General features: G+C 40.8%; 20 protein-coding genes and 1 riboswitch. Of the genes, 10 read left to right on the forward strand and 10 right to left on the reverse strand.

Features of this window, described 5'->3' with window-relative positions; genetic code table 11:
- Positions 1-109: 109 nt before the first annotated feature.
- Positions 110-1,150, reverse strand: coding sequence for a 23S rRNA (adenine(2503)-C(2))-methyltransferase RlmN (rlmN, locus tag VJ937_RS15110; protein ID WP_324068457.1), 1,041 nt, complete (start codon positions 1,148-1,150; stop codon positions 110-112).
- A 387-nt stretch (positions 1,151-1,537) separates the two neighbouring features.
- On the opposite strand from rlmN, the gene VJ937_RS15115 reads away from it, so the two are divergent.
- From VJ937_RS15115 to VJ937_RS15125, 3 genes are all read left to right on the forward strand, one after another.
- The gene (locus VJ937_RS15115) at positions 1,538-3,703 is read left to right on the forward strand and encodes a S46 family peptidase (protein WP_324068458.1); all 2,166 of its coding nucleotides are present in this window, start codon (positions 1,538-1,540) and stop codon (positions 3,701-3,703) included.
- 115 nt (positions 3,704-3,818) lie between these two features.
- Positions 3,819-4,247: a hypothetical protein gene (locus tag VJ937_RS15120; protein ID WP_324068459.1), complete on the forward strand. Its 429-nt coding sequence runs from the start codon at positions 3,819-3,821 to the stop codon at positions 4,245-4,247.
- A gap of 101 nt (positions 4,248-4,348) precedes the next feature.
- Positions 4,349-4,792 (forward strand): hypothetical protein, encoded by a 444-nt coding sequence (locus tag VJ937_RS15125; protein WP_324068460.1) that lies wholly within the window; start codon positions 4,349-4,351, stop codon positions 4,790-4,792.
- Between the two features lie 44 nt (positions 4,793-4,836).
- Here the strand turns inward: VJ937_RS15125 and VJ937_RS15130 are convergent, their stop codons facing one another.
- Together VJ937_RS15130 and VJ937_RS15135 are read right to left on the reverse strand one after the other, a co-directional pair.
- Complete coding sequence (locus tag VJ937_RS15130; protein WP_324068461.1) at positions 4,837-5,208, reverse strand: hypothetical protein; 372 nt, start codon at positions 5,206-5,208, stop codon at positions 4,837-4,839.
- A 240-nt stretch (positions 5,209-5,448) separates the two neighbouring features.
- Positions 5,449-5,799, reverse strand: coding sequence for a hypothetical protein (locus VJ937_RS15135; RefSeq protein WP_324068462.1), 351 nt, complete (start codon positions 5,797-5,799; stop codon positions 5,449-5,451).
- Positions 5,800-6,065: 266 nt separating this feature from the next.
- Here VJ937_RS15135 and VJ937_RS15140 point away from each other — a divergent pair, with 266 nt between their 5' ends.
- The 5 genes from VJ937_RS15140 to VJ937_RS15160 all read left to right on the forward strand — a co-directional run bounded on the left by VJ937_RS15140 (position 6,066) and on the right by VJ937_RS15160 (position 9,951).
- Complete coding sequence (locus VJ937_RS15140; RefSeq protein WP_324068464.1) at positions 6,066-6,761, forward strand: hemerythrin domain-containing protein; 696 nt, start codon at positions 6,066-6,068, stop codon at positions 6,759-6,761.
- Positions 6,758-7,351, forward strand: a complete 594-nt coding sequence (locus tag VJ937_RS15145; protein ID WP_324068466.1) for a response regulator transcription factor — start codon at positions 6,758-6,760, stop codon at positions 7,349-7,351. Before VJ937_RS15140 ends, VJ937_RS15145 begins: the two co-directional genes overlap by 4 nt.
- Before the next feature lie 72 nt (positions 7,352-7,423).
- Positions 7,424-7,987 (forward strand): manganese efflux pump MntP family protein, encoded by a 564-nt coding sequence (locus VJ937_RS15150; protein ID WP_324068468.1) that lies wholly within the window; start codon positions 7,424-7,426, stop codon positions 7,985-7,987.
- 101 nt (positions 7,988-8,088) lie between these two features.
- Positions 8,089-9,297 (forward strand): hypothetical protein, encoded by a 1,209-nt coding sequence (locus tag VJ937_RS15155; RefSeq protein WP_324068469.1) that lies wholly within the window; start codon positions 8,089-8,091, stop codon positions 9,295-9,297.
- 63 nt (positions 9,298-9,360) lie between these two features.
- Positions 9,361-9,951, forward strand: a complete 591-nt coding sequence (locus VJ937_RS15160) for an FMN-binding protein (protein WP_324068470.1) — start codon at positions 9,361-9,363, stop codon at positions 9,949-9,951.
- Positions 9,952-10,017: 66 nt separating this feature from the next.
- Here VJ937_RS15160 and VJ937_RS15165 read toward each other — a convergent pair whose 3' ends face one another.
- From VJ937_RS15165 to ispG, 7 genes are all read right to left on the reverse strand, one after another.
- Positions 10,018-10,728 (reverse strand): YebC/PmpR family DNA-binding transcriptional regulator, encoded by a 711-nt coding sequence (locus VJ937_RS15165; protein ID WP_057952792.1) that lies wholly within the window; start codon positions 10,726-10,728, stop codon positions 10,018-10,020.
- 238 nt (positions 10,729-10,966) lie between these two features.
- Positions 10,967-12,496 (reverse strand): aromatic amino acid ammonia-lyase, encoded by a 1,530-nt coding sequence (locus VJ937_RS15170; protein ID WP_324068471.1) that lies wholly within the window; start codon positions 12,494-12,496, stop codon positions 10,967-10,969.
- Positions 12,497-12,645: 149 nt separating this feature from the next.
- On the reverse strand, positions 12,646-14,613 hold the full coding sequence (locus VJ937_RS15175) for a TonB-dependent receptor plug domain-containing protein (RefSeq protein ID WP_324068472.1): 1,968 nt from the start codon (positions 14,611-14,613) through the stop codon (positions 12,646-12,648).
- Positions 14,614-14,619: 6 nt separating this feature from the next.
- Positions 14,620-16,044 (reverse strand): T9SS type A sorting domain-containing protein, encoded by a 1,425-nt coding sequence (locus VJ937_RS15180; RefSeq protein WP_324068473.1) that lies wholly within the window; start codon positions 16,042-16,044, stop codon positions 14,620-14,622.
- A gap of 4 nt (positions 16,045-16,048) precedes the next feature.
- Positions 16,049-18,202, reverse strand: a complete 2,154-nt coding sequence (locus VJ937_RS15185; RefSeq protein WP_324068474.1) for a DUF4465 domain-containing protein — start codon at positions 18,200-18,202, stop codon at positions 16,049-16,051.
- Positions 18,203-18,382: 180 nt separating this feature from the next.
- A riboswitch (cobalamin riboswitch) is annotated at positions 18,383-18,582 on the reverse strand.
- Positions 18,583-18,734: 152 nt separating this feature from the next.
- On the reverse strand, positions 18,735-19,322 hold the full coding sequence (locus VJ937_RS15190) for a TlpA disulfide reductase family protein (protein ID WP_324068475.1): 588 nt from the start codon (positions 19,320-19,322) through the stop codon (positions 18,735-18,737).
- A 16-nt stretch (positions 19,323-19,338) separates the two neighbouring features.
- Positions 19,339-21,255 carry a (E)-4-hydroxy-3-methylbut-2-enyl-diphosphate synthase gene (ispG, locus tag VJ937_RS15195; protein ID WP_324068476.1) on the reverse strand — a complete coding sequence of 639 codons (1,917 nt, stop codon included), beginning with the start codon at positions 21,253-21,255 and terminating at the stop codon, positions 19,339-19,341.
- A gap of 176 nt (positions 21,256-21,431) precedes the next feature.
- On the opposite strand from ispG, the gene cmk reads away from it, so the two are divergent.
- Both cmk and VJ937_RS15205 read left to right on the forward strand, forming a co-directional pair.
- Positions 21,432-22,118 (forward strand): (d)CMP kinase, encoded by a 687-nt coding sequence (cmk, locus tag VJ937_RS15200; protein ID WP_324068477.1) that lies wholly within the window; start codon positions 21,432-21,434, stop codon positions 22,116-22,118.
- Complete coding sequence (locus tag VJ937_RS15205; RefSeq protein WP_324068478.1) at positions 22,115-22,975, forward strand: 4-hydroxy-3-methylbut-2-enyl diphosphate reductase; 861 nt, start codon at positions 22,115-22,117, stop codon at positions 22,973-22,975. Before cmk ends, VJ937_RS15205 begins: the two co-directional genes overlap by 4 nt.
- Positions 22,976-23,033: the final 58 nt, after the last annotated feature.

A 23,033-nucleotide genomic window follows, 5' to 3' on the forward strand; every position in this document is an offset into this window, starting at 1 on the left:
AAACGAATTTACACAATTCAAACTACTGTGAAAATATAATGCATAAAAAGTTCGAAATAAACAACTGTCTCCTCAAATAAGAAATATAAGTTCGACCGACAAAAATTGCCTATGAATTTACAGACCGGTTGGCAAGCTGTCCGCATGCTGCGTCAATTTGCTGTCCCTTACTCCTGCGTACATTAACAATCATATTGCGTTTCTCGAGAAACTGTACAAAATCGTTCACGGTTTCCTGCGTGGATGGTTTTAAATCGAAAGCTTCAACCGGATTATACTCAATTAAATTTATTTTCACCGGAAAAGATTTGCAAAATTTAGCCAGTGCAGCAGCCTCATCAAGCGAATCATTCACCCCTCTGAGCATTAAATACTCAAAAGTAATGCGCTCACCGGTTTTTTCATGGAAGTATTGAATAGCCTCAGACAAAGCATCCAGCGGGTATTTTTTATTGATGGGCATCAATCTGTTACGGGTTTCATCAATAGCTGAGTGCAGTGATATAGCTAAATGAAACCGTACTTTATCATCGGCAAGTTTCATAATGCCAGGTACAATGCCTGCTGTGGAGACCGTGATTCTGGAAGGTGACATTTCAAGGCCGGGCTTACCTGTAATGTATTCTATAGATTGCAATACATTGTCGTAGTTCAACAGCGGTTCACCCATCCCCATGTAAACAATATTGGTCAGCCGGTTACCCTGTTCCTCAGCCATATTTTTAATGGCCACCACCTGATCGAAAATTTCGCCAGCGCTTAAATCGCGCCCATGATTCAATTGACCTGTGGCACAAAAAGCACAGTTAAGCTTACAGCCAGTTTGGGAAGACACACAAGCTGTAACCCGTTTTCGGGAAGGTATGTAAACACCTTCGGCCACCTGCCCATCATGAAATTCGAAGGCCACTTTTGATGTGCCATCAGTAGCAGTTTGAGCTTTCTGCACGCTGGCAGCCGGTATTTCAAACGCTTCTTCAAGGGCATCAAGCAGCGTACCGGGTAAATTTTTCATTTGTCTGATATTTGTTGCACCCCGTTCCCATAGCCATTGATTAATTTGTTTGGCACGAAATGGCTTCTGTTTGTGCCTTGCTAAAAAATCAAGCATCTCCTGCCCGACTATTGATCTCAAATCCTTCTTTTCCACAAATCATTAATTTAATGAAACATGATTATATCAAAAATCATACTATAAAATTGAACAATTACCCTTGAAATTACTTTTAATTTATTAGATCGCAAAACACAAGTGTACGATTATGTACATAAACCTGACAAAATAAAGCTATATTTGCCTTGTATTATCAAAGTATTAAATTTGCAAAAGCATTAGCTAAATTTATTACAAACAGGTTTTTGCAGAAACTTACCAAGAACATTCGTTTCAGTTAAAACAAAAACCATCCAAATGAATAAATTACGTATGAACGTTCCATTTCATAGTAATCTTAGAAGTAAAAACATCAATAGTTTTACTACCTGATCATATGACATTGGGATTTCATCTGACCATTGAAATATAAAACCTTTACAAATGAAAAAAATTCTTGCGATTTTTACCGGATTAGCCCTTATGCTTCAAATAGCCCAGGTGCGCGCTGATGAAGGATTGTGGCTACCAATGCTGATCGAAAAACTCAACATTGGAACAATGACAGAAATGGGCCTTAAGCTATCAGCTGAGGACATTTACAGTATTAACCAGGCTTGTCTGAAAGATGCTATTGTAGCACTTGACCGAGGCTCATGTACTGCTGAAGTAGTATCGGAAAATGGTTTATTACTTACCAACCACCACTGTGGATATGGTGAAATTCAGGAGCACAGTACTGTGGAGCACGATTACCTTACAGATGGTTTCTGGGCAAAATCTTTCGAAGAAGAGTTGCCAAACCCGGGCAAAACAGCTTCATTCCTAATAAGAGCAGAAGAAGTGACCAAAAGAATATTAAAAGAAGTAGACAAAGATATGCCCGAGAGCGAGCGTCAGAATATTATTGACTCGGTAAGTAACGTAATTGTTACAGAAGCAACTAAAGACAGCCATTACCGTGCTAATGTACGCGGAATTTATAAAGGCAACCAGTATGTACTTTTTGTTTACGAGGATTACCTGGACGTACGCCTTGTAGGTGCGCCACCAGAATCAATCGGAAAATTTGGTTCAGATACAGATAACTGGATGTGGCCACGCCACACTGGTGATTTCGCTATGTTTCGTGTATACGCAGGCCCTGAGGGAAAACCTGCTCCTTATTCAGAAGACAATAAACCAATGGAAGCCAAAAGCCACCTGAAAATCTCCCTTGACGGTGTTAAAGAAGGTGATTTTGCCATGATTATGGGTTACCCGGGTTCCACACAGCGCTATCTTACTTCGTGGGGTGTAAAAAATGAAATGAAATACACCAACCAGTTCCGTGCTCAAATTCGGGGTATTAAGCAGGAAATCTGGAAAGAAGCAATGGACAACAGCGATGAAGTACGTATAAAATACGCTTCTAAATTTGCCCGCTCAGCCAACTACTGGAAATATTCAATTGGCCAGAATAAAGGGCTGCGCAACCTGAACGTGGTTGAGAAAAAGCAAAAAATAGAAGAAAAATTCGAAAATTGGGTAAACGACAAAAAAAGGCGTCAGAAAAAATATGGCGAAGCGCTTGATTTGATTAAGAATTTCCAGCAACAAACAGCCCAGTCACAAGGCGACCTTACAGTGCTTTACGAGACATTGATGGGTGGAACAGAAATTCTTTTCTACAGCTACCGGGCTGGCGCAGGTATGGAACGTGCATTGGAAAAACACCCTGACAGCACAGAATTCCTAAACAAATATAAAACACGCATGCAAGGTCGCATGAACGGATTTTTCGAAGACTACGAGCCACAACTCGACAAAAAAGTGATGAAATCCATGATCGATACCTACATGGAGATGGTGGACACTGCAAAATACCCTGCATTTATAAAAGAAGAAATTAAAACTCAAGAAAACATAGACCAGTGGGTAAACAACTTATTTGAAAAATCAATTTTTGTTGATACCGCCAAACTGGCCAAATACCTCGAATCGCCTGAGCTGGATAAACTGCAGAACGACCCTGCATTTGCAGCCGGTAATGACATCATTGACACTTACCGTAGTATGGCCGGGAAACTTCGTGCCATGGCTCCAGGTTATGATAAAGGACAACGCCTTTTCGTAGCCGGATTAATGAAAATGAACAAAGACAAAGAGTACTATCCGGATGCAAACTCTACCATGCGCCTTACATACGGTACAGTTGGAGGATATGATCCCAGAGATGCTGTACACTACAAATATTACACAACGCTGGAAGGTGTTATGGAAAAAGAAGATCCCGAGGTACGTGAATTTAATGTGAAGCCCAAACTCAAAGAGCTTTATAAAGCCAAAGATTACGGCCGTTATGCCAACGAAAAGGGCGAAATGGTAGTAGCTTTCCTTACAAATAACGACATCACCGGAGGTAACTCAGGCAGCCCTGTAATGAATGCCAGAGGTGAACTTATCGGTATTGCATTTGATGGCAACTGGGAAGCTATGAGTGGCGACATTGCATTTGAGCCTGACGTTCAACGCACAATTAATGTCGATATTCGTTATGTACTATTTATAATTGACAAGTTTGCTGGCGCGCAAAACCTTATTGATGAGATGACCATCGTAAAACAATAAGCCAATTCATATAATTTCAGAAAAGCAGCGTCAACCCGGCGCTGCTTTTTTTATATCAACATTTTGAAGTACAACAGAAACCCTGAAAAATTGTTACTTTGAAAAAACATAACCAATGAAACAAAAGCAATACATAATTCTGCTTATTACCTTTTTTATTGCAACAAGTTGCGGCGTAAAAGGCCCCCTTACCGAACCAGAGAACTTCGAAAAGTTTCACAAAAAATTTTATCGAGATAGTATTTTTCACTACAATCGTATCAATTATCCACTCAAGGTTTACGAATTTTACGGGCATATTAAAGAAGATCCGGAGGGTGGAAATGCCAACAGAGAGTTTCACAATGCCTTTACCCGAAAAACCCTGCCGCGTACGGTACGAAGCATGGACGAATACCCCGATTATTATAAAATGATGGTCGACACCAACAACAATAAAATGGTAGAAAAAATATACATTCCTCACTCCAGCTACCTGGAAAAACGTTTTTTTCTAATGAAAAAAAACCGGTGGTATTTGGATAGCATCCAAATTATTGAATAATATTGCTATTTTTCACCTAAATTTCATTATGAAAGCTAACAGCGTTAAAACTCAATAGCAGGCATTTTTACTATTGACAATAATAAACCAAAACATTAATTATGTTGTTTAATACGCGCACTTCATTAATTATAAAGATCTTTTTGATTCTTTTTGTGTTTACCAGCTGTGGTATCCGAAACAATTACAATAAACCTGAAAATTTTAAAAAATTTCACAGAAAATTTTATCGCGATACTGTTTTTCATTACAGCCGAATCAATTACCCCCTAAAAATATATGAACGAGCAAGCATCACCCGCGATTACCCTAAAGGAGACACCAGACCCAGAAATAAACTATATTCTTATACTCAAAAAACGCTGCCCCGCGCTGTGATAAGCTTCAAAAAATATCCGGAAGAATATGAGCTGCACATTAATTCGCTAAATGAAAAAAAAGTTGAAAAAATTTATAGCCCACGTTTTGGTTATGAAGAGACGCGGTTTTTTATTTTGAAAAATAACCGGTGGTATATGGACAGCATACGGATACTTAATGATTAAAAAAGGGCCGCCAGAAGGCAGCCCAGTAAAAGTTTACAAAACTTTTAGTTTCTAAAATCAAATTTTGCAATAAATGATTTACCATTTAAACGATAATCTGCAAAAGAGATATTGGCCAATTGTGCTCGCACATAAGCGGTCAGGGCAGGGTGTCCATTGATGGCTATAATTTCAAAGCTACCATCATTGGTAATGCGAACCTCAGCTTTTACCAGACCGGCCTCGTTGCTAACATCAGCCTGCTTTGGATAATCTACTGCACGATCAAGCACTTGCTTAAGCTGTTGCTTCTGAAAATTAGCCAGTCGGTAGTTCTCGGCAGCTGGGTTGGTAGTAGCCGTCACCATTGTTGTACTTAGTGCCATAATGGCCAATATCATGATAATCCGGGTTGTTTTAGTTTTAAGGTATTGCATAACTGTTAAGTTTTATGGGTTAATGTTACTTTTATTACAACAGAAAAGCATTTATGTTAATGGAAAGCCAGGGCAAAAAAACAACAAACCAAGCTCTAAAACCTAACGTACAGCGGCTTTTACGAAAAGTTAAAAAAAGACATTAACATCTATTTTGTACTAAATCGTACACATTCTGAAATAAAAAAAGCCGGAAACACCGGCTTTAAGCTATAAAATCACTAACCAAAACATAGTTTATTATTGTAGGGTAAATCGAATTTTTATGAGATAAGATTTATCATACATTTCGAAATTTCTGATTTCCAAACCACCAAGCTCCTTTTCAACATATTTTGCGTAATCAGTTTTGCCGGCCGTTTCATTCACCTTGACTTTACCATTTTTATCCACATCAAAATTGACCCAAATCAAAGTCTCCCCTTTTTCACCTTCGGTGTCACCTGGATATTCCATTACTTTGTTTAAAGTTTTATTAAAATCTGCTTTAACTTCTGCACTCGGTGCAGGTGGAGTATTAGCAGTCAGACTTAGGCCCATAAACATTAAAATTGTAGCCATTGAGATCGAAATTAATTGTATTGTTTTCATAATTTTAAATTTAATTTGTTTAATATTTCATTCAAAAGATTAAACAGAAAAATCACAGAAGTGTTGCACTCAATCCGAACAGTTATGCTCAATTTTTATCATCAGGACTTAAGGGTAAAGGGTTCAGGAGTATGAGTTAAAGATATGTTAAGGCTCTTTTTAAGCATTTGTGATATAAAAAACTGCCCTTTTTTATGGTCCAAATTTTGTCAATGCTCATAAAACAACCTTCGAATTAGAGGGTTTATAAGGTACAATTCAAGACTATGCAAATTTTTAAATCACAAGACAAACTCGCAGAAGTAGTTGAAATGAACCCTAAATTGTTACCAGTAATTAACCGGTTCGATATAGCCCTTGGAATAGGAAACAAGACAATTGAAGATATTTGTTCGGAAAAAAATATAGAACAAAGTTTCTTTCTGGCCATTATCAACACCTATCACAACCCCGACTTTTTTCAGGAACTTGAACAAGAAAAAATATCACCGCTGGAACTGGTAAATTACCTACGTAAAACACATGAATACTACCTAAAACACACGATACCCAAGCTCGACGAATTACTTGACAGGTTGATAGAAAGCTGCCGGGACAGTTGTGGAAATATTCAAATGATTAAAACTTTTTATAACAAATACAAAAAAGAGCTCAAAACACATATTGATGATGAAGAAAAGAGAGTATTCCCTTACATAGAAACCCTAATCGAGAGCAAACAAAAATCAACTGAATTTACAATTCACAACTTTGAAGAAGAGCATACCAATGTTGAAGAAAAAATAAATGATTTAAAAAACCTGATCATAAGGCACATCGAACCTTCATATGAGCAAAACACAGGCAATGAGTTCCTGTTTGAACTGTTTCGTTTCGAAAAAGACATAAGAGACCATGCGCGCATAGAAGATAACCTGCTTATCCCCATGGTTGAAAACATCGAAAAGCAGTTAGCAAAATGAAAAAGGTCATTATCGTACATCCTTCTCCGGTAATTTGCCATGGTTTAACAGAGGTTATTAACAGCTATTTTAATGCCGGGGTAATTACCTTTAAAACTATTGCTGAATTTATTGCAAAAGCCCCAGATTTCAACAGTCTCGTTGTAATGATGCATCCTTTGGAAGTTAATGACATGAACCAGGTGCGAAAACTGAAACAATCGCAACAAATAACAACCATTTGCCTGAACTGGCCCGAAATCATTCATTCAAAAAGTTTTATATACGACTATCATATCTCTCTTTGGGCTCCCAAAGGTGAATATTACGATTTGTTGGCCCCGCTAATGACAAGCCAGGAGACACTACAAACAGAAAAAAACAAGAATGAGCTTACAGCCCGTGAAACAGACGTTGTGCGTAGCATTGCACTTGGCCTGACTAATAAGGAAATGGCTGACAAGCTACACATCAGTATCCACACTGTAATCTCTCACCGGAAAAACATAACAGCTAAACTCGGCATAAAATCTATTTCGGGCATAACGGTTTATGCCATTTTAAATAAGCTCGTCGATACAGAAACCATCGATCCGGAAACACTTATTTAGTCTATTTACAGATTAAGGTTTTGTGCGGCCAATGGCGCAATTTTTGAGCATTGCAGCTGAAACCTTGTCTATATGTCGCTTATCTCCATTTTCATTCTTGCCGCAGGTTTATCGGTCGACAGCATGGCTGCCAGCATCAGCACGGGTGTTTGCATGAAAAAAGTGCGCGCTTATGAGTCTGTAAAAGTCGCGCTTTATATGGCCGTTTTTCAAGGCTCTCTTCCTATTGTTGGTTGGTATATCGGTCAGGGGTTTAAACACATTATCTCCAGTTACGACCATTGGATAGCCTTTATTTTACTCCTGGCCATAGGTACCAAAATGATTTTTGAAGGACTCAAAAAAGAAGAGCAAAATAACTGCTTTTGCCCTTCCCGTCCCATAATTCTGGCTGGTATGGCACTGGCTACAAGTATAGATGCTTTAATTGTCGGAGTAGGAATAGGGCTGTTAGGCAACACAATATGGCTACCTGCCATTATAATAGGTATAATTACTTTTATTTTTTCCATTTCGGGAATATACCTGGGACATCACCTTGGGCATCGGCTCAACATTAAGCTCGAACTTATCGGAGGTCTGGTTCTTATTGGACTGGGAATAAAAATTCTTGTGGAGCACACGCTTCTTGCATAGGTATTCTAAAAAATATCCCAACAAATAGGGATTTCAGGATTGAATGACGGGCGCTATTTTTGCCAATGTTAATTCAATCTAAATAAAAAAGAAATAGACCTATGCGAAAAATTATTACAACAATCAGCCTGGTAATTTTAACCTTTAGCTTAGCAATGTCGCAAAGCAACGACAGTACAAATATATTTGTAAACAGTGCTGAAAAACTTCTACAAACCGATGGCAAACTTAAAATTGGTGGATATGGCGAGGTACATTACAACCAACCGTTGGATGATGAAATCCGCCAAAACGGAAAACTGGATGTGCACCGCATTGTTATGCTATTTGGATATCAGTTTAACGACCGCACACAATTCGTAACCGAAATCGAGTACGAACATGTAGAGGAAGTTTATATTGAACAGGCCTGGTTACAATATCAATTAAACGATTATATAAATTTCCGTACCGGGCTAATTCTCACACCAATGGGACTCATCAACGAATATCATGAACCCACAACATTCAATGGAGTGGAGCGCCCCTGGATGGACAAATACATTGTACCTACCACATGGAGAGAAATTGGTGTTGGTATTAACGGCAACATTCTTCAGGCATCAATGCGCTACCAGGCATACATTATGAATGGATTTAATGGCTTCGACGGGGAAGGGCAGTTTGGTGGTAGTAGCGGACTAAGAGGAGGGCGTCAAAAGGCCATTGAGTCTTACATAAGCTCACCCAACTTTACAGGTAAAATTGAGTATTACGGAATAAGAGGACTAAATATCGGCCTTTCCGGATACTTCGGAAGATCTCAAAGCCAGCTATACGATGGCATAGAAAAAGACAACAGCGATGCAGAAGCCATAGCAGACTCATCAAGCGTGGGTATTTCAATGATCGGGCTGGATGCACGTTATCAATATCATGGTTTTGAAATGCGCGGCCAATACTACTATGCAGCAATAAGCAACACTGACCAGTACAATGCCTTTACGGCAGCTGCAGATGGTACGCCTAATGACCTTGGTAGTGCAATGTCGGGTTTCTATGCAGAAGCAGGGTATAACGTATTAAGACTTTTCTCCAACACCAACAAAAAACTCGTTCCTTTTGTGAGATATTCCAATTACAACACCCACGCATCAGTGGAAGATCCTATTCAGCAGAACGATGCATATAACCGCTCTGTACTAACAACAGGATTAACCCTGCAATTAGCAAAAGGAGCGGTATTAAAAACAGACGTACAATTTTTCAATAATGAAGCTGCCGATGAACCATCGCATGTATTCAATGCTGGTTTTGGTGTAATGTTTTAAATATAAAGGGCACAGGCCCTTTATATTAGTATTTTACTTAGCACGCAACAAACCTTAAACACAATGCAAATTTTAATAAAATATTCAATTTTACTGTTAGGAATGGTCAGTATGGGCCTTTCTCAACCAAATATCGACCATGAAAATAAAATTTTACTGAGAACCTTAAAAAGAGGATTCGATATTAAAAAACCAGAATTTGATGAGATAAAAGTATCAGAAAAGATCATAAATGACTATCAGATCAATGGCAAAGTGTTTAAGGTTAGTAATCCCGATAAAAGTCAAGTTGTTATCATATATTCAGGGCGAGTATACAGCTGCCGAAGCGGTGGCTGTTCTGCTCCCCACAAAACCTCAGGTAAAATAAGCGGGGAGTATTTTGACTATTTCGCAATATTCAATACAAAAGGAAATATAAAAGAGGTCAGGGTGCATAATTACAAAGCTACCAAAGGACATGGCATAGTATCAAAAGGCTGGTTACGCCAGTTCGAAAAACTTAACCACAACGAAAAACCTGTTGTTGGAAAAAATATTGATGGAATATCAGGTGCTACTATCTCATCGCATGCCATTACTGAGGATATGGCGCTTCGGATTAAAATGATGGGCAAAATTCTGAAGCGCAAGCCAAAAGTTACCGAAAAATAGATTAAAACTTTACCAGCTAATTCTGCCTAAAAGAGAAAAAAACAGGAAAGCTATTGGTTTTCAACCTTAGGCAATATTGGTGAAAACCTCCTGCACATCGTCGTCATCCTCGAGCTTATCGAGCATTTTCTCGATTTCTTCAAGTTGCGCATCAGAAAATTCTACCGGGCTGTTAGGAATACGTTGTAGGTTGGCTTTTTTGATATCAATCCCCATGTCTTCAATTGCTTTTGTCAACTCGCCAAATTCGGTATAATCTCCATAAACATAAATACGCCCCTCGTGCTCTTCAATAGCATCCAAACCGGCATCAATTAGCTCAAGCTCAAGGGTTTCAATATCGGTATCTTCACTTTTCTCAAACTGAATCACAGCCTTGCGGTCAAACAAAAATTCAAGTGAGCCATTCGGCACCATGCTACCACCAGCTTTGTTGAAATAAGACTTTACGTTGGCTACGGTACGCATGGTATTATCTGTCATGCATTCTACAAAAACCAAAACACCATGCGGTCCTTTGCCCTCGTAGTTTACTTCTGTGTAACTTTCAGCATCTTTACCGTCAGCACGTTTAATGGCATTTTCAATATTGTCTTTGGGCATATTCTGTGCCTTGGCATTCTGAATCGCGGTACGCAGTTTGGGATTCATTTCGGGATCTGACCCGCCATCTTTTGCTGCTACAGTTATAGCTTTGGCAAGTTTAGGAAACATTTTAGACATTTTATCCCAGCGTTTCTCTTTTGCTGCACGGCGATATTCGAATGCTCGTCCCATGGTATATGATTTTGAAATATTTAAAATGAGGCCGCTAAGATACGGTTTTTTCTTAGAAAAATCACATGAAAGGAACCTGATCAGCTTTCATAAGACATTGATTCCATTAACCGGCATGGTAAAAGATGAAATTCCTCATATATCTTTGCAACAGGCAAATCCATCAAAACTTAAAGAGGATCTCGCTGAAGCAAAACCCTCTTTATTATTCTAAAATATGTTATAGTCACCGTTAAGGTTATTCCAGCGAACCAACAGTTTTCTCAACCTCATCAAGAATCTCAGCCGACTTTATTAAAGCCTTCATGTTGGTATGATCGTCGTAAAGTGGCCTGTCCACATCAAGAAAATCGACATATTTGCGCACAGTTTCCCACGCTTTCTGAACGCCCATACCAAAACTGTATTCTTCTTTTCGGAAGTCCAGCGCCTGTGCAGCTGCCATAATCTCAATTCCCAAAATACCATAAGCATTATCCAGTATCTGAAAATTCTTTATGGCTGTATTCATACCCATTGACACAAAATCCTCCTGATCGGCAGCAGCCGGGATGGACTGGATTGATGCAGGAGTGGAAAGAATACGCTGCTCTACAATTTGCATATCGGCAGTGTATTGACTTAACATCAAACCTGAAAACATACCAGCACCTTTGGTTAAAAATGATGGAAGACCGACATTAAGGGCCGGATGATTCAGGCGATTCATACGCCGTTCAGACATCACACTAACCATAGTAATGCAGGAGCCCACCATATCCATTGGCACAGCAACGGGTGTACCCTGAAAATTTGCCCCTGAGAGCTGCAGTTTTTCATCGGGAAAAAAGATAGGATTATCGCCCACGCCATTCAGTTCAATTTCCACCTGCGATCGGGCATAAGCCAGGGCATCGTGCGCTGCGCCAATTACCTGTGGTGTAGAACGCATGGAATAGGCATCCTGCACTTTACATTTGACCTTCCCTTCTTTGAGGTCGCCACCTGCAACCAGTTTATTAATGGCATTTGCACTGCGTACAGCTCCCTTAAAACCACGCACTTCATGTAATTTGGCAGTATAAGGTTTCATATTGGCTTTGAGTGCTTCCAGTGACATAGCTGCACCAATTTCGGCCTGTTTAAGCCATTTATTGGTATCGTACAGCAAAATTGCACTCATGGCGGTCAGCACATTTGAACCATTGATGGTGGCAAGGCCATCTCGGGCTTCAAGTCCCGGAATGGGTATACCGGCTTTTTCCATGGCTTCTTTACCGGGCATAAGCTCCCCCTGATAGTAGGCTTTCCCTTCCCCCATCATTAGCAGGGCTATTTGCGACATTGGAGCCAAATCGCCGCTGGCGCCGACTGATCCTTTTTGGCATACAAAGGGTGTAACGCCTTTGTTGAGCATTTCGACAAGGGTTTGTGTAATTACCAGGCGGTTTCCCGAATGGCCGTTGGCATGAACGTTAATACGACCAAGCATAGCGCCCCGAACGTACTCAATGGGTGCCGGATCGCCAATACCTGCTGCGTGATTATAAATCAGGTATTTCTGAAAATCCTTGACCTGTTCATCAGACAGCACCACCTCAGAAAACTCTCCAATGCCTGTATTAACGCCGTACATAATTTCATGTGCCTCGATTTTTTCTTCGAGCATGGCCCGGCATTTATTAATTCTTTTTACAGCGTCGGGGTGTAGCTCAACTTTCTGATTATTGCGTGCTACAGCCACAACTTTTTCAATGGTTAAATCTTTACCAGTAATTGTTAGTGTCATTCTCTCTGATTTTAAGCATTTGCAAACGTTTGCAAAATACTAATTTTTGAAGTAAGCTGTACACAATTTACTGTAATATAAAAAGATAAAAAAGTCTGCTACACAGCAAAATGCAACTAAAACCCGCAACAGGCATGTGTTTATTTTTTTTAAAAAGCCACTTTAACCATCAGCATATAATTTCTTCCCGGCATGAACCGGTTCAGTATACTACGGTAAAACTCATCGAACAGGTTTTTCACCTGTAATTCGACATTAATTTTAAATCGATTCAGATGCCACCGCCTGCCCACAGAAGCGTGGTTAAGATGATAAGGATAAAGTCCGTCGCTTTGATTGTTACTGTAAAGCAAATAACGGGTACTGTATGAATTATGCTGGTAATTGATATAGTAGCCATCATAGGCTGCAGAAGCAAAAATATTACCTGAATGTTTAGGAATAAAAGGTAATTGCTTTCCTTCAGAAATATCTACGTCAGAGAGTCCCCTACCCGCATTCACTGTTTGTGTAAACGCATAATTTGCCATTAAATATAACCGGACATTCCCTGATGACCACCGGGTTTTTAACATCATTTCAATGCCGGAAGCCTCAACACTCATTAAGTTATAAGGCTCCCATGGCCCTTTCAGACCTGGCAGCCAAATAATCCAATCGTCAATTTGAGAATAGTAGCCGGTAAATTGGCTCTCAATTGACCATTGCTTTTTTTGCAACAAATAATGTAATCCCCCATCGATCGTGTAGCCTTTTTCGGCTTTAAGATCGGGGTTACCACCCGGCTGCCAGTACATATCGTTCAACGAAGGATTACGAAAATTGCGTGTTATACTGCCCTTAAAAACAAGATTTTGCGAAGTAATTGGCTTATAATTTATGCCAAAAGTATAAATCATCGGGGTGTGTCGCTTTTCCAGCCAATCCTGCCGCAATGTTACAGAAATCTGGAGGGGTGCAAAAGGTTCGTAGTAAATAGCACTCATAACTGAAGCCTCTTGCCGTGTGACATCATATCCAAGCAGGGCAGCTGTGTCGTACGATGCAATATCATACAGGTTATAATCGCCTTTTAGATCTACGGTAATTTTATCAGAAAACCTGTATTGACCAGAAAACTGGTTGTACCAACTTTGCATATCACTTCCGGAGTTCACATTCAGGTTTTCCTCATTATTTACGGTATAACCATTTACATAATCAACCTCCTGAAAATCGAAACCGGAATGAAATTTAAAAGTCCACGCGTCACCGAAAAAACCTGAATTCACAACGGCTTTAACCGTTCGATCGTCCTGCCGGTTAATACGCTCCTTTGAATCGTCGCTGCTCTCATCGGTTAAAACTGTAGGAATAGAGCGATAAGCATCCTGCCACCACACCTTTGCTGAGAGCTGCCACTGCGGCAAAGGTCGGTAATAGACCTCCTGCATGACGCCATATCTACCATAATCGGCATTTTGATTACGTTGAACCTCAGGCTCCGGGAGTAAGTGTTTATTCAAAAAGTCATAGTTGTTTTTCGAAAAAAAATGGTAGGCCCGCGTCTTAGATTGCACTGTGGCTGAGCCCAGATTTATTTGGGCAAACTCGCTGAATGTATGAAAACTGCCCACTCCCTGGTGATATCGGCCACTAAAGCGATTTTTCCAATCTACTTTATTACGAATACTGATATGGCCACCAAGGCCCCCGCTTTGCTCACTTACTGAAGCCGCACCATGCTGCAATGTGAGGTCATCAATAATATTCACCGGAATCAATGAAAAGTCAACCATTCCCAACATTGGGGAATTGATATTGATTCCATTCCATGAAACCTGGGTATGAGAGGGTGCTGTGCCGCGAAATGATGCTGTGGAAAGCGCACCGCGGCCATAATTTTTGATATAAACAGGTGTGTTTTCTGCTAAGACCTCAGATAAATCAGCACTGATTTTTTCCAGTAAAACAAGGGAATCAACCCTGGTCTGTTTCAGCCCGGCATCGGCCTTTTGGAAAAGTCGTTGTTCAGATATCTCCACCTCAGGGATACGAAACACGGAGTCCTGTATACCCTGGGCGAAGGATATCACATAATTAAAACAAACCACTATGCATAAAACATATTTACGCACACTCTTCTATTTTTTGATTACTTTTTCCACAAAAATTCCGGAACCGGTATTCAATTGAACCAAATACAAACCCGGGCTATATGCAGCCATATTTATGCTCTCGCTGCCTTGAATATATTTTTGATAAATAACGTGTCCCGCTCCGTTGTAAACACGCAATTCTCCACTCGTAGACTTCACATTTAGCAAATCGGCGAATGGATTAGGATAAATATCAATTAATTCATTGCTGGTCAAATTATCAAAACCGTTCCCCAAATCCACAGCTGCTGTAGCAGTAGCCGAAATATTTGGAAAACCTGCAAGTGTAGCAGTGACTTCGAGCTCGCCTGATTGAGTAAGATGGAGTATATTATCCCCATCAACAGAGGCCCCGCTCAAATTTACAGACCAGTTAACGTCATAATCGGCAATCAGCCTCCCCTGATCAAAAGCATAGACCTCCAACTGCAAGGTGTTTTCATAAATCACAGGTGGTAAATCTTTTATTACGAGCGCAAGCGTTTCGCCGGTTATTGTAGCGTTTGGTGCCACATCAACAGCACCGGTTATCTCTGTAGAGACCTCTCCGAGCCATCCTCCGTGAGCCAGCATACCATTTTGCACTTTTACAAAATCAACTTCATCCAACTGCACATAATTGCCGGCTGTATCGACGGCCCAATTTAGATCAAAAGCATCACCTCCCGAATTCTCCACCGTTTGTGTATAAGGGTTATCCGGCATATCATAGGGCGCCTCACCGCGAAACTCATTATCGGCATAGCCAAAACCCCGTTGGTAGATTTTCACCATTGAACTGGTGCTATCGACCGCCGGAAAGATTCGCGATGCCGTAAAACCGTATGTTTCCTGGTTAATTTCCGGAAAAGAATCGGCCAAAGGGTAATAAGGTTGGGGATGCACATCATTGGCATAAATATAGCCACTATTTCCAAGGTTATCACTCCATGGTACATTTGCCGCTACACCAACTTGCGGGTTAGTATAACTTACCCGGTAATTATGAACCGTGCCTGAAAAATAGTAATCGCTACCGGCCAGTTGATACCATGTATCATCGGCTAAACCATTCTGATTGTCATCTCTCATTACCCACACAATACCGGGCTCGCTCCAATCGGGCATGGGATTGCCGAAAACAGTAAAATCCACACCATAAGGATTATCAGGATGGTTCTCCACAGGTGTTGCAAATTTGAACACTACATAGCCTCCCCATGCACCAAGTGACAGGTGACCATTTATACCTCCGGTGATACTACCGGCAGCAGAAGGCGTACCCCATGGAGCCTCATTAATCAGTTGCCCCGGAGCAGGCTTATACTCAAGCACCTCGCTGATATACTGGGCATGTGATGCATTTATTCCCGCTACCAGTAAGACTGCTGAGCATACGCATAAGATTTTATAAAAATATGTATTAAACATTGTACTATTGTTTCACAATACGTTTGGTCGTAATTTGTTGTCCATTTTGAATTTTCAGTATATACATGCCGTCGGGATATGCAGACAGGTCAATTTGCCGGCTATGCAGGGCATTTTTTATTTGTTGTAGTGCCTTTCCGGTATAATCATACAATATACAACTGAATGTTTCGGTCGACTGTGATGAAACGGTTACCCGTTCTTTCGCAGGATTAGGATAAAGCGCGAATTCTGATTTTAAGGTAGTTTCCCTCTCTATTCCAACTTCTGCCTGGCCCACATAGAAATTATCTGCGCAATAATAAGCTGGTGTATTCATACCCCACTGGCCTTCGTCAGATGAAGATAATGCCATTTGCAAGCTATCGACAAACCCGAGCGACTCGAGATCGATCCATTGCCAGGTTTCCACAATATAATCTTTGGAGTTATCCTCAAACCTGTAGTCAGCAAGGTAAAATGAAATTGTATCGGTAGGCATTTCATTATAAAAACCCCAAACCTGCAATTTAAACCAGTCTGGATCGGAACCGGTTACGCCACCAAACTTTTTAGTAAACGCATCGCCGTATTTCATTGAAAGGGCCGCATAAGTATTATTAGTTACATAAAACCCTTTCACTCGGTGTGCGTTTTCATCATCAATACTAATTACGGGCATACCTGAAGCATATGAAACGCCATAAGTAGCACCATCTGAAGAAACCGAATCAAAGCCGCTGCCAGTGATGGCACTATATTGATTGCCATAACCCGCAGTACTATCATCTGTTACAGTTGAATAAGCCCAACCATTCCATGAACCATAATCTGGGTTATAATTATTTGGAAAAGCTAATAAACCCGATGTAAAACCTCCGGATGCATCTGACCCATTCCAATAATCATCCGCTCCGAGCCCCATACCTTCAAAGTCGCTAACTGTGTAGTCGCCGGTAATCTCAGGATATGCACCCAAAATCATTTCTACACTTACAGATCTGCCTGCATTAGTGGCCGTTATGTAAATTGTTGTTTGGCCCGGTGCTACAATCTCAATTTGCAGAATTTGATCCTGTACACTCACTCCGGCTACTTCACTATTGCTGCTCGAAACCGTATAACTAAAATTATCAACGTCATCCGGATCTGTAAAGTGATTATTTAAATCAACAAAGATACTTTCAATTGAGGCCACTGTTTGTAGTGTTTCAAATGGCTCAGCCACCACAGGCCCATAATTATCTCCATTAACTTTAACCACTGGTCGTGCATAAGAGAGCACAAAAGCACCATTATGCTCGCCCGGCTCCTTAACATCACCAATGGTTTTAACCATTGTAAACCAGTCATAATCGCCACCGGTAGTTGCCAAAGTATCATAAGTATTGCTGGAGCTGTTATAAATGGCGATCACCTTATCGCTGCTGTAATCATTGAAAGTAAAAACCACATTACCTGCCTGATCTACATCTGTATCGTATGCTCCTGCAGGAATATTAGTTAAAACAGCACCTTCCTCAAACGGCAAAGGGCTTGCCGTGGTATCCTCCATAACTGTAAGGAGGGCGTCGCCAGAGAAGCGAACCAACTGGTTGTTATTCGTAAAAGATGTACCATAATACAGATTTCCACTGGCATCGATGGCAAAACCAGCAGAGTTGCCTCCGGTTTCAACAAGTAAGCGATGATCATCATTACCCGTGGTGTCGAGCAAATATATTTTATTGGGCTCACCGTAAACAGCGCCATCGGCAATAAGGTAACCGTTAAATATCTCCAGATCAAAATTACCGGTGAGGGTTGCCTCATGATGCCATGTTCCGGTAGATGTTGGGATTCTGTAAATTCTGTCGTCGGAGTTACCTGTTACGGTATATCCGGCCCAAATTTCTGTCCCATTTTCATTGACAGTGATAAAACTTGGAAAAGCGTCATAGGTATCGGGCTTTGCGTAAGTTGCCAATTCGTTTCCGGTCGCGAGGTCCAACACACGAATGGTATCCCCCTCATTTCCATAAAGTAAACCGTCTCTGATATCAAACGTAGAGAACAGATCGTAATTGACTAAAATATCCTGAGCCACATAATTCTCTCCGGCACTCACATAGCTATCCTGTGCCTTAATTCCGGCGGCATAGATCATTGCTACCAAAAACAAAAAGTAAAGCTTTTTCATGAAAAATAAATTTAAAAATTAAACAAAAAAATAACCTCACCCTTTGGCAACAGGCTTATTTTATCTCATTTAAAATGATTTAGAATTCTGCTGCCAATAAGGTTCTTTTTCAGATTGCAGCAGACGATACTGTGGATAGCTCTATACCAGTATGATCAGCTTCCTGTTCACCGCAGGCTGCGAAATCTGATATCACTGGCAGGTCTTCTGACTCTCCTCTGGTTACTGGCGCCTTCCCATTCTTCAGTTAAGAAAAGTGGCATGTTGCCAGTCCTTTGATGAGGATCACAGCAGCGGGAACTGTTGCCGAATTTCGCGGCATTCCCTTTTCATCCCATGGTTAAAAAACCATTTCGGGAACCAATGATGAGACAAAGGTATGATTTTTTAATATCAACATAAATATTTTAAAAAACATATTTTTCAATTACTGTTGCAGGAACATGAGCAAAGATTCGTACAGTAACGGTTCATAAGCATTATGAATAAAAAAATGCCTTTTAAAATAACTCATGTTTAGGATTTCTGCTTTCTAAAGACCTTGGATATAATCTATAAACTTATCAGAGCCCCATTTGGTGGCCCCGGTCTCTTTGAGTAAGAGGTTCCCTTTTTCATCTATTAAGAAGGAAGCAGGGATTTTTTTACTATGGAGCATTTCTCCGGCACGGCTTTTTTGTCGGTAAAGTGGCAGATCGTAACCTTTTTGTTCAATATAAGCAGCAGCTTTATCGAGATCTTCATTTACCAGCACCACCAGGTGAATATCGTCACCGGCTTTTTCGTACAATTTCGCCAATGCAGGCAGCTCAGCCACACAATGGTGACACCATGTAGCCCAATAGGTCAACAATACCGGCTTATCAAGCATGTTGCCCAGCTGATAAATCTGTCCTGATTCGGAGGCATAAGCCAATGTCAGTTCTGCAGGTGGTAATGCTTTTTTTTCGGTGACTTCAATATCAGGTGATGACATAAATAACCTGACCACAACTGATCCAACCTCACGGCGCCATGATGGCACAAGCATCACAATGATAAGCGCGACCAATACAATATCTGATATAATAGAAGACTTTTTACGTTTTTTATACTTATCGAACCATTTTTTAAGACCCATAATTTCTGAATTTCATTTAAGGCGCTATCCAGTCGCCATTATCTTTAATTAATTGTACTAGCTCATCAACAGCTTTTGCAGATGAAATGTTTTTCCGCTCGGGGTTTTTGCCTTTGTACAAGGTAACCTTCCCGGGCGCGGCCCCGACGTAGCCATAATCGGCATCAGCCATTTCTCCCGGGCCATTCACAATGCAACCCATTACGCCAATCTTAAGGTTGTACAGATGCCCTGTTTTTGCTTTCACCTCCTGCAATACTTTTTCTATATCGAACTGTGTGCGGCCGCATGACGGGCAGGCAATAAACTCAGTTGTGGTTGTTCTTGCTCTTGAAGCCTGCAATATTTCAAAATCCAGTTTGCCAATAAAAGACATATCAGGTAAAAATGGGTTGGTAAGCCAAATCCCTTCGCCAAAACCATCGATAAAAAGCGGTGCTGAATCTGCAGCAGCCTTTATGGTCATCAATTCTGTATTTTCTTCAATATAGTTACGCTTTACAATCACCGGATGATTTAACCTGTGTGCCTGCATTTGCATAAAAAACGCCCTTTGATCTGCGGTTCCGTTAATATGTGTGGTTTCCAAAACAATAACTGTATGCGGATCATTGCGTAGTATTTCAATCATTTCATCAGAAAGCTCTTCGTTTCTGAGATACACCCATTTTTCCTTCAAACGCATCAATTTATGAAGCTGCACATATTCTGCACGCGTCAGCACAGGTAATGCTTGTTCTGTGGGTTTTCCGGTAACACTTGTCTCGTAAAGCAATTTCAAGCCATCAGGCAAATCGACCTGCACCTGAGTGGTGCTTACAAATATATAATCGGCAGCACGTCGTGTGGCACTCCATCCACTTTCAGTCGACTCATAACCTAATTGCTCAATAACCCTTTTGTCAATTACTTCCACATGTCTCAGGTCTACAATTACAGCAGGCCGATCCGGGTTAATGCTTAAATTCCCCTGCGCTTTACGACGCGCAAAAACCAATGGATTGTATCCATGCGTTTCTGGAACTTTCACTGCGGTTGAAGAACGATTAGTAAAATGATTAACCAATGTAGCGGCCACAGGAATTTCTGCCACCGGATCCTCAGTTAGAGATACCCGTATGGTATCACCCAAACCATCATTTAGCAAAGCTCCGATACCCGCTGCAGATTTAACTCTGCCAGACACACCATCCCCGGCTTCTGTAACACCCAAATGCAAAGGGAAGTACATCTCCTCATTTTGCATAGCTGCAACAAGATTGCGATAGGCCTCCACCATCACACGTACGTTTGAGGATTTGAGCGACACAACAACATTTTCAAAACTAGTTTTTTTGCAAATGCGTAAAAACTCCATAGTCGATACCACCATGCCTTTGACTGTGTTGCCATAACGGCTCATTATGCGATCTGAAAGCGATCCGTGATTAGTTCCAATACGTAATGCAGTGCCGTTCGCTTTGCAAACTTCAATCAACGACACAAATTTTTTCTCCAAACGATCCATTTCTATGTTCCATGCCCCATCGTCAAGCTTGCTATCTTCGAACTTTGCTCTTTTATCAACAAAATTTCCTGGGTTAATGCGCACTTTTTCGATGGAGCTACCAGCCAACATTACAGCAAGGTCTGCATTGAAATGTACATCAGCTACTATTGGAGTATCATACCCCATAGCTTTCAGTCCCTTACTTATTGCTATCAACCCATCAGCATCTTTGCGATGGCGCACCGTATAACGCACCAGTTCACCTCCCGCTTCAATAATTTCTATTGCCTGTTTTACAGAAGCTTCCACATTGGTTGTTGCCGTGTTACACATTGACTGTATCCTAACCGGGGCATCACCTCCAATGGCGACATTCCCTACGTGCACCTGCTCTGTTTGGAAACGCTTATGTTGATTAAGCGGATATGGAAATTTATCGGTCATGTAATTAAATATTTATGCAAAAATAGCGATCAATACAGTTTTTTGTTCTATAAACCTTTAGTTTTTAAACAATCGTTCAATTTTTGCCATAATTTGAGCAGGACAGCTCATTGATGCTTATATTTGTAGTTGGAAAGAAATTTGCTAATCATTTATCAATTGATAACAGACCGCCTATGTCCGCATATTATCGCATAGCAGTAGATGGCTTCTCATCGTGTGGCAAAAGCACACTTGCCAGGCAAATTGCCGAGGTTCTTGGCGCAGTGTATATTGACTCGGGTGCAATGTACAGGGCTGCTACCCTGCTCGCCATACAAAACAATTGCATTAGAGACTGGCACCTCGACACAGGTTGCTTCATGCCTGTTATTCAACATGCTACAATTGAATTCCGAACCACAGACAACCATTTACTATTGAACGAAAAAGATGTGGAAAAAGAGATCAGGAGTCCGGAGGTGGCAGACCATGTAAGCGAAGTAGCCAGTCATGGGTTTATAAGAGAAATCATGGTACAAATGCAACGAAGCTACAGTGAGAAATCCCCTGTGGTTATGGATGGACGCGACATCGGAACCCATGTATTTCCCGATGCTGAAGTTAAAATATTTCTCACGGCAGAACCCCGTATACGGGCCGAACGCCGCTACCAGGAACTACAGGAACAAAGTGTAAACATTAGTTTTGATGAAGTTTTTGAAAACGTAAAAAAACGGGACGAAAAAGATCAAAACCGTTCTGTTGCACCTTTACGAAAAGCAGATGATGCAATTGAAATAAACAACAGCTACCTCAGCAGGAGTGAACAACTTGAGCAGGCACTTGAAATTGTTCACAAAAAAATTGGTGATGTATTATGATTCATGTAGAAATTGACCCGAACAGTGGATTTTGCTTCGGCGTAGTGCGTGCAATAAAAATGGCTGAAGACCACCTGGCAAAGGGAAAAAACATTAGCTCGCTGGGAGAAATGGTACATAACGCTGAGGAGGTTAAGCGGCTTGAGGCAATGGGTATGCATACCATAACCTGCCGGGATCTTGACCGGGATAAAAACCAAACCGTTTTGATCAGGGCGCATGGCGAACCACCCTCCACGTATGCCACATTAAAAGATAAAGGACGCCACATAGTTGATGCAACCTGCCCTATTGTTTTAAAACTGCAGGAAAGAGTAAAAAAAACTTATGAAAACCATCCCGGAGCACAAATTGTAATTTACGGAAAAAAAGGCCATGCAGAGGTGATTGGACTGGCAGGACAAACCAATGGAGATGCCTTTATAATGAATAATGCAGAAGATGTAAAAAAACTGAACCCCGATAAACCGGTTTTTATGTTTTCGCAAACCACGATGCCCCTGGAAGGTTTTGCTGAGATGAAAACAGCACTTGAAACCTACATAGAGGCAGAGGTTATTTCATACGACACTATTTGCAGAAAAGTAGCACACCGTATACCAGAAGTCAAACGCTTTGCAGCCATGCATGATGTATGTGTTTTTGTAAGCGGCAAAAACAGTTCAAATGGTAAGATGCTTTATAATGCTGCTAAAAAAGCCAATTCAAGTACTTATTTCGTTAGCCATGCAAATGAAATAGACAAACGATGGTTCAAAAACGAAATGAGTGTAGGTGTTTGCGGAGCAACATCTACCCCTCAATGGCAGATGGAGGAAGCTAAAACAACCATTGAAAGCTGGTACAAAAACGATTGAAAACCAGCTCCAAAACCACATGCCCTTAAATGTGATATCGCATATGCTGGTAACCTCA

The organism is Salinivirga sp., assembly GCF_035268865.1.
Classification (GTDB): domain Bacteria; phylum Bacteroidota; class Bacteroidia; order Bacteroidales; family Salinivirgaceae; genus Salinivirga.

Coding starts and splice junctions, on each gene's coding strand:
- VJ937_RS15130 (WP_324068461.1), bottom strand. CDS start 5,208: ATGCAATACCTTAAAACTAAAACAACCCGGATTATCATGATATTGGCC.
- VJ937_RS15205 (WP_324068478.1), top strand. CDS start 22,115: ATGATTCATGTAGAAATTGACCCGAACAGTGGATTTTGCTTCGGCGTA.
- cmk (WP_324068477.1), top strand. CDS start 21,432: ATGTCCGCATATTATCGCATAGCAGTAGATGGCTTCTCATCGTGTGGC.
- VJ937_RS15165 (WP_057952792.1), bottom strand. CDS start 10,728: ATGGGACGAGCATTCGAATATCGCCGTGCAGCAAAAGAGAAACGCTGG.
- VJ937_RS15155 (WP_324068469.1), top strand. CDS start 8,089: ATGCGAAAAATTATTACAACAATCAGCCTGGTAATTTTAACCTTTAGC.
- VJ937_RS15185 (WP_324068474.1), bottom strand. CDS start 18,202: ATGAAAAAGCTTTACTTTTTGTTTTTGGTAGCAATGATCTATGCCGCC.
- VJ937_RS15160 (WP_324068470.1), top strand. CDS start 9,361: ATGCAAATTTTAATAAAATATTCAATTTTACTGTTAGGAATGGTCAGT.
- VJ937_RS15125 (WP_324068460.1), top strand. CDS start 4,349: ATGTTGTTTAATACGCGCACTTCATTAATTATAAAGATCTTTTTGATT.
- VJ937_RS15140 (WP_324068464.1), top strand. CDS start 6,066: ATGCAAATTTTTAAATCACAAGACAAACTCGCAGAAGTAGTTGAAATG.
- ispG (WP_324068476.1), bottom strand. CDS start 21,255: ATGACCGATAAATTTCCATATCCGCTTAATCAACATAAGCGTTTCCAA.
- VJ937_RS15180 (WP_324068473.1), bottom strand. CDS start 16,044: ATGTTTAATACATATTTTTATAAAATCTTATGCGTATGCTCAGCAGTC.
- VJ937_RS15170 (WP_324068471.1), bottom strand. CDS start 12,496: ATGACACTAACAATTACTGGTAAAGATTTAACCATTGAAAAAGTTGTG.
- VJ937_RS15150 (WP_324068468.1), top strand. CDS start 7,424: ATGTCGCTTATCTCCATTTTCATTCTTGCCGCAGGTTTATCGGTCGAC.
- VJ937_RS15115 (WP_324068458.1), top strand. CDS start 1,538: ATGAAAAAAATTCTTGCGATTTTTACCGGATTAGCCCTTATGCTTCAA.
- VJ937_RS15120 (WP_324068459.1), top strand. CDS start 3,819: ATGAAACAAAAGCAATACATAATTCTGCTTATTACCTTTTTTATTGCA.
- VJ937_RS15190 (WP_324068475.1), bottom strand. CDS start 19,322: ATGGGTCTTAAAAAATGGTTCGATAAGTATAAAAAACGTAAAAAGTCT.
- VJ937_RS15145 (WP_324068466.1), top strand. CDS start 6,758: ATGAAAAAGGTCATTATCGTACATCCTTCTCCGGTAATTTGCCATGGT.
- VJ937_RS15135 (WP_324068462.1), bottom strand. CDS start 5,799: ATGAAAACAATACAATTAATTTCGATCTCAATGGCTACAATTTTAATG.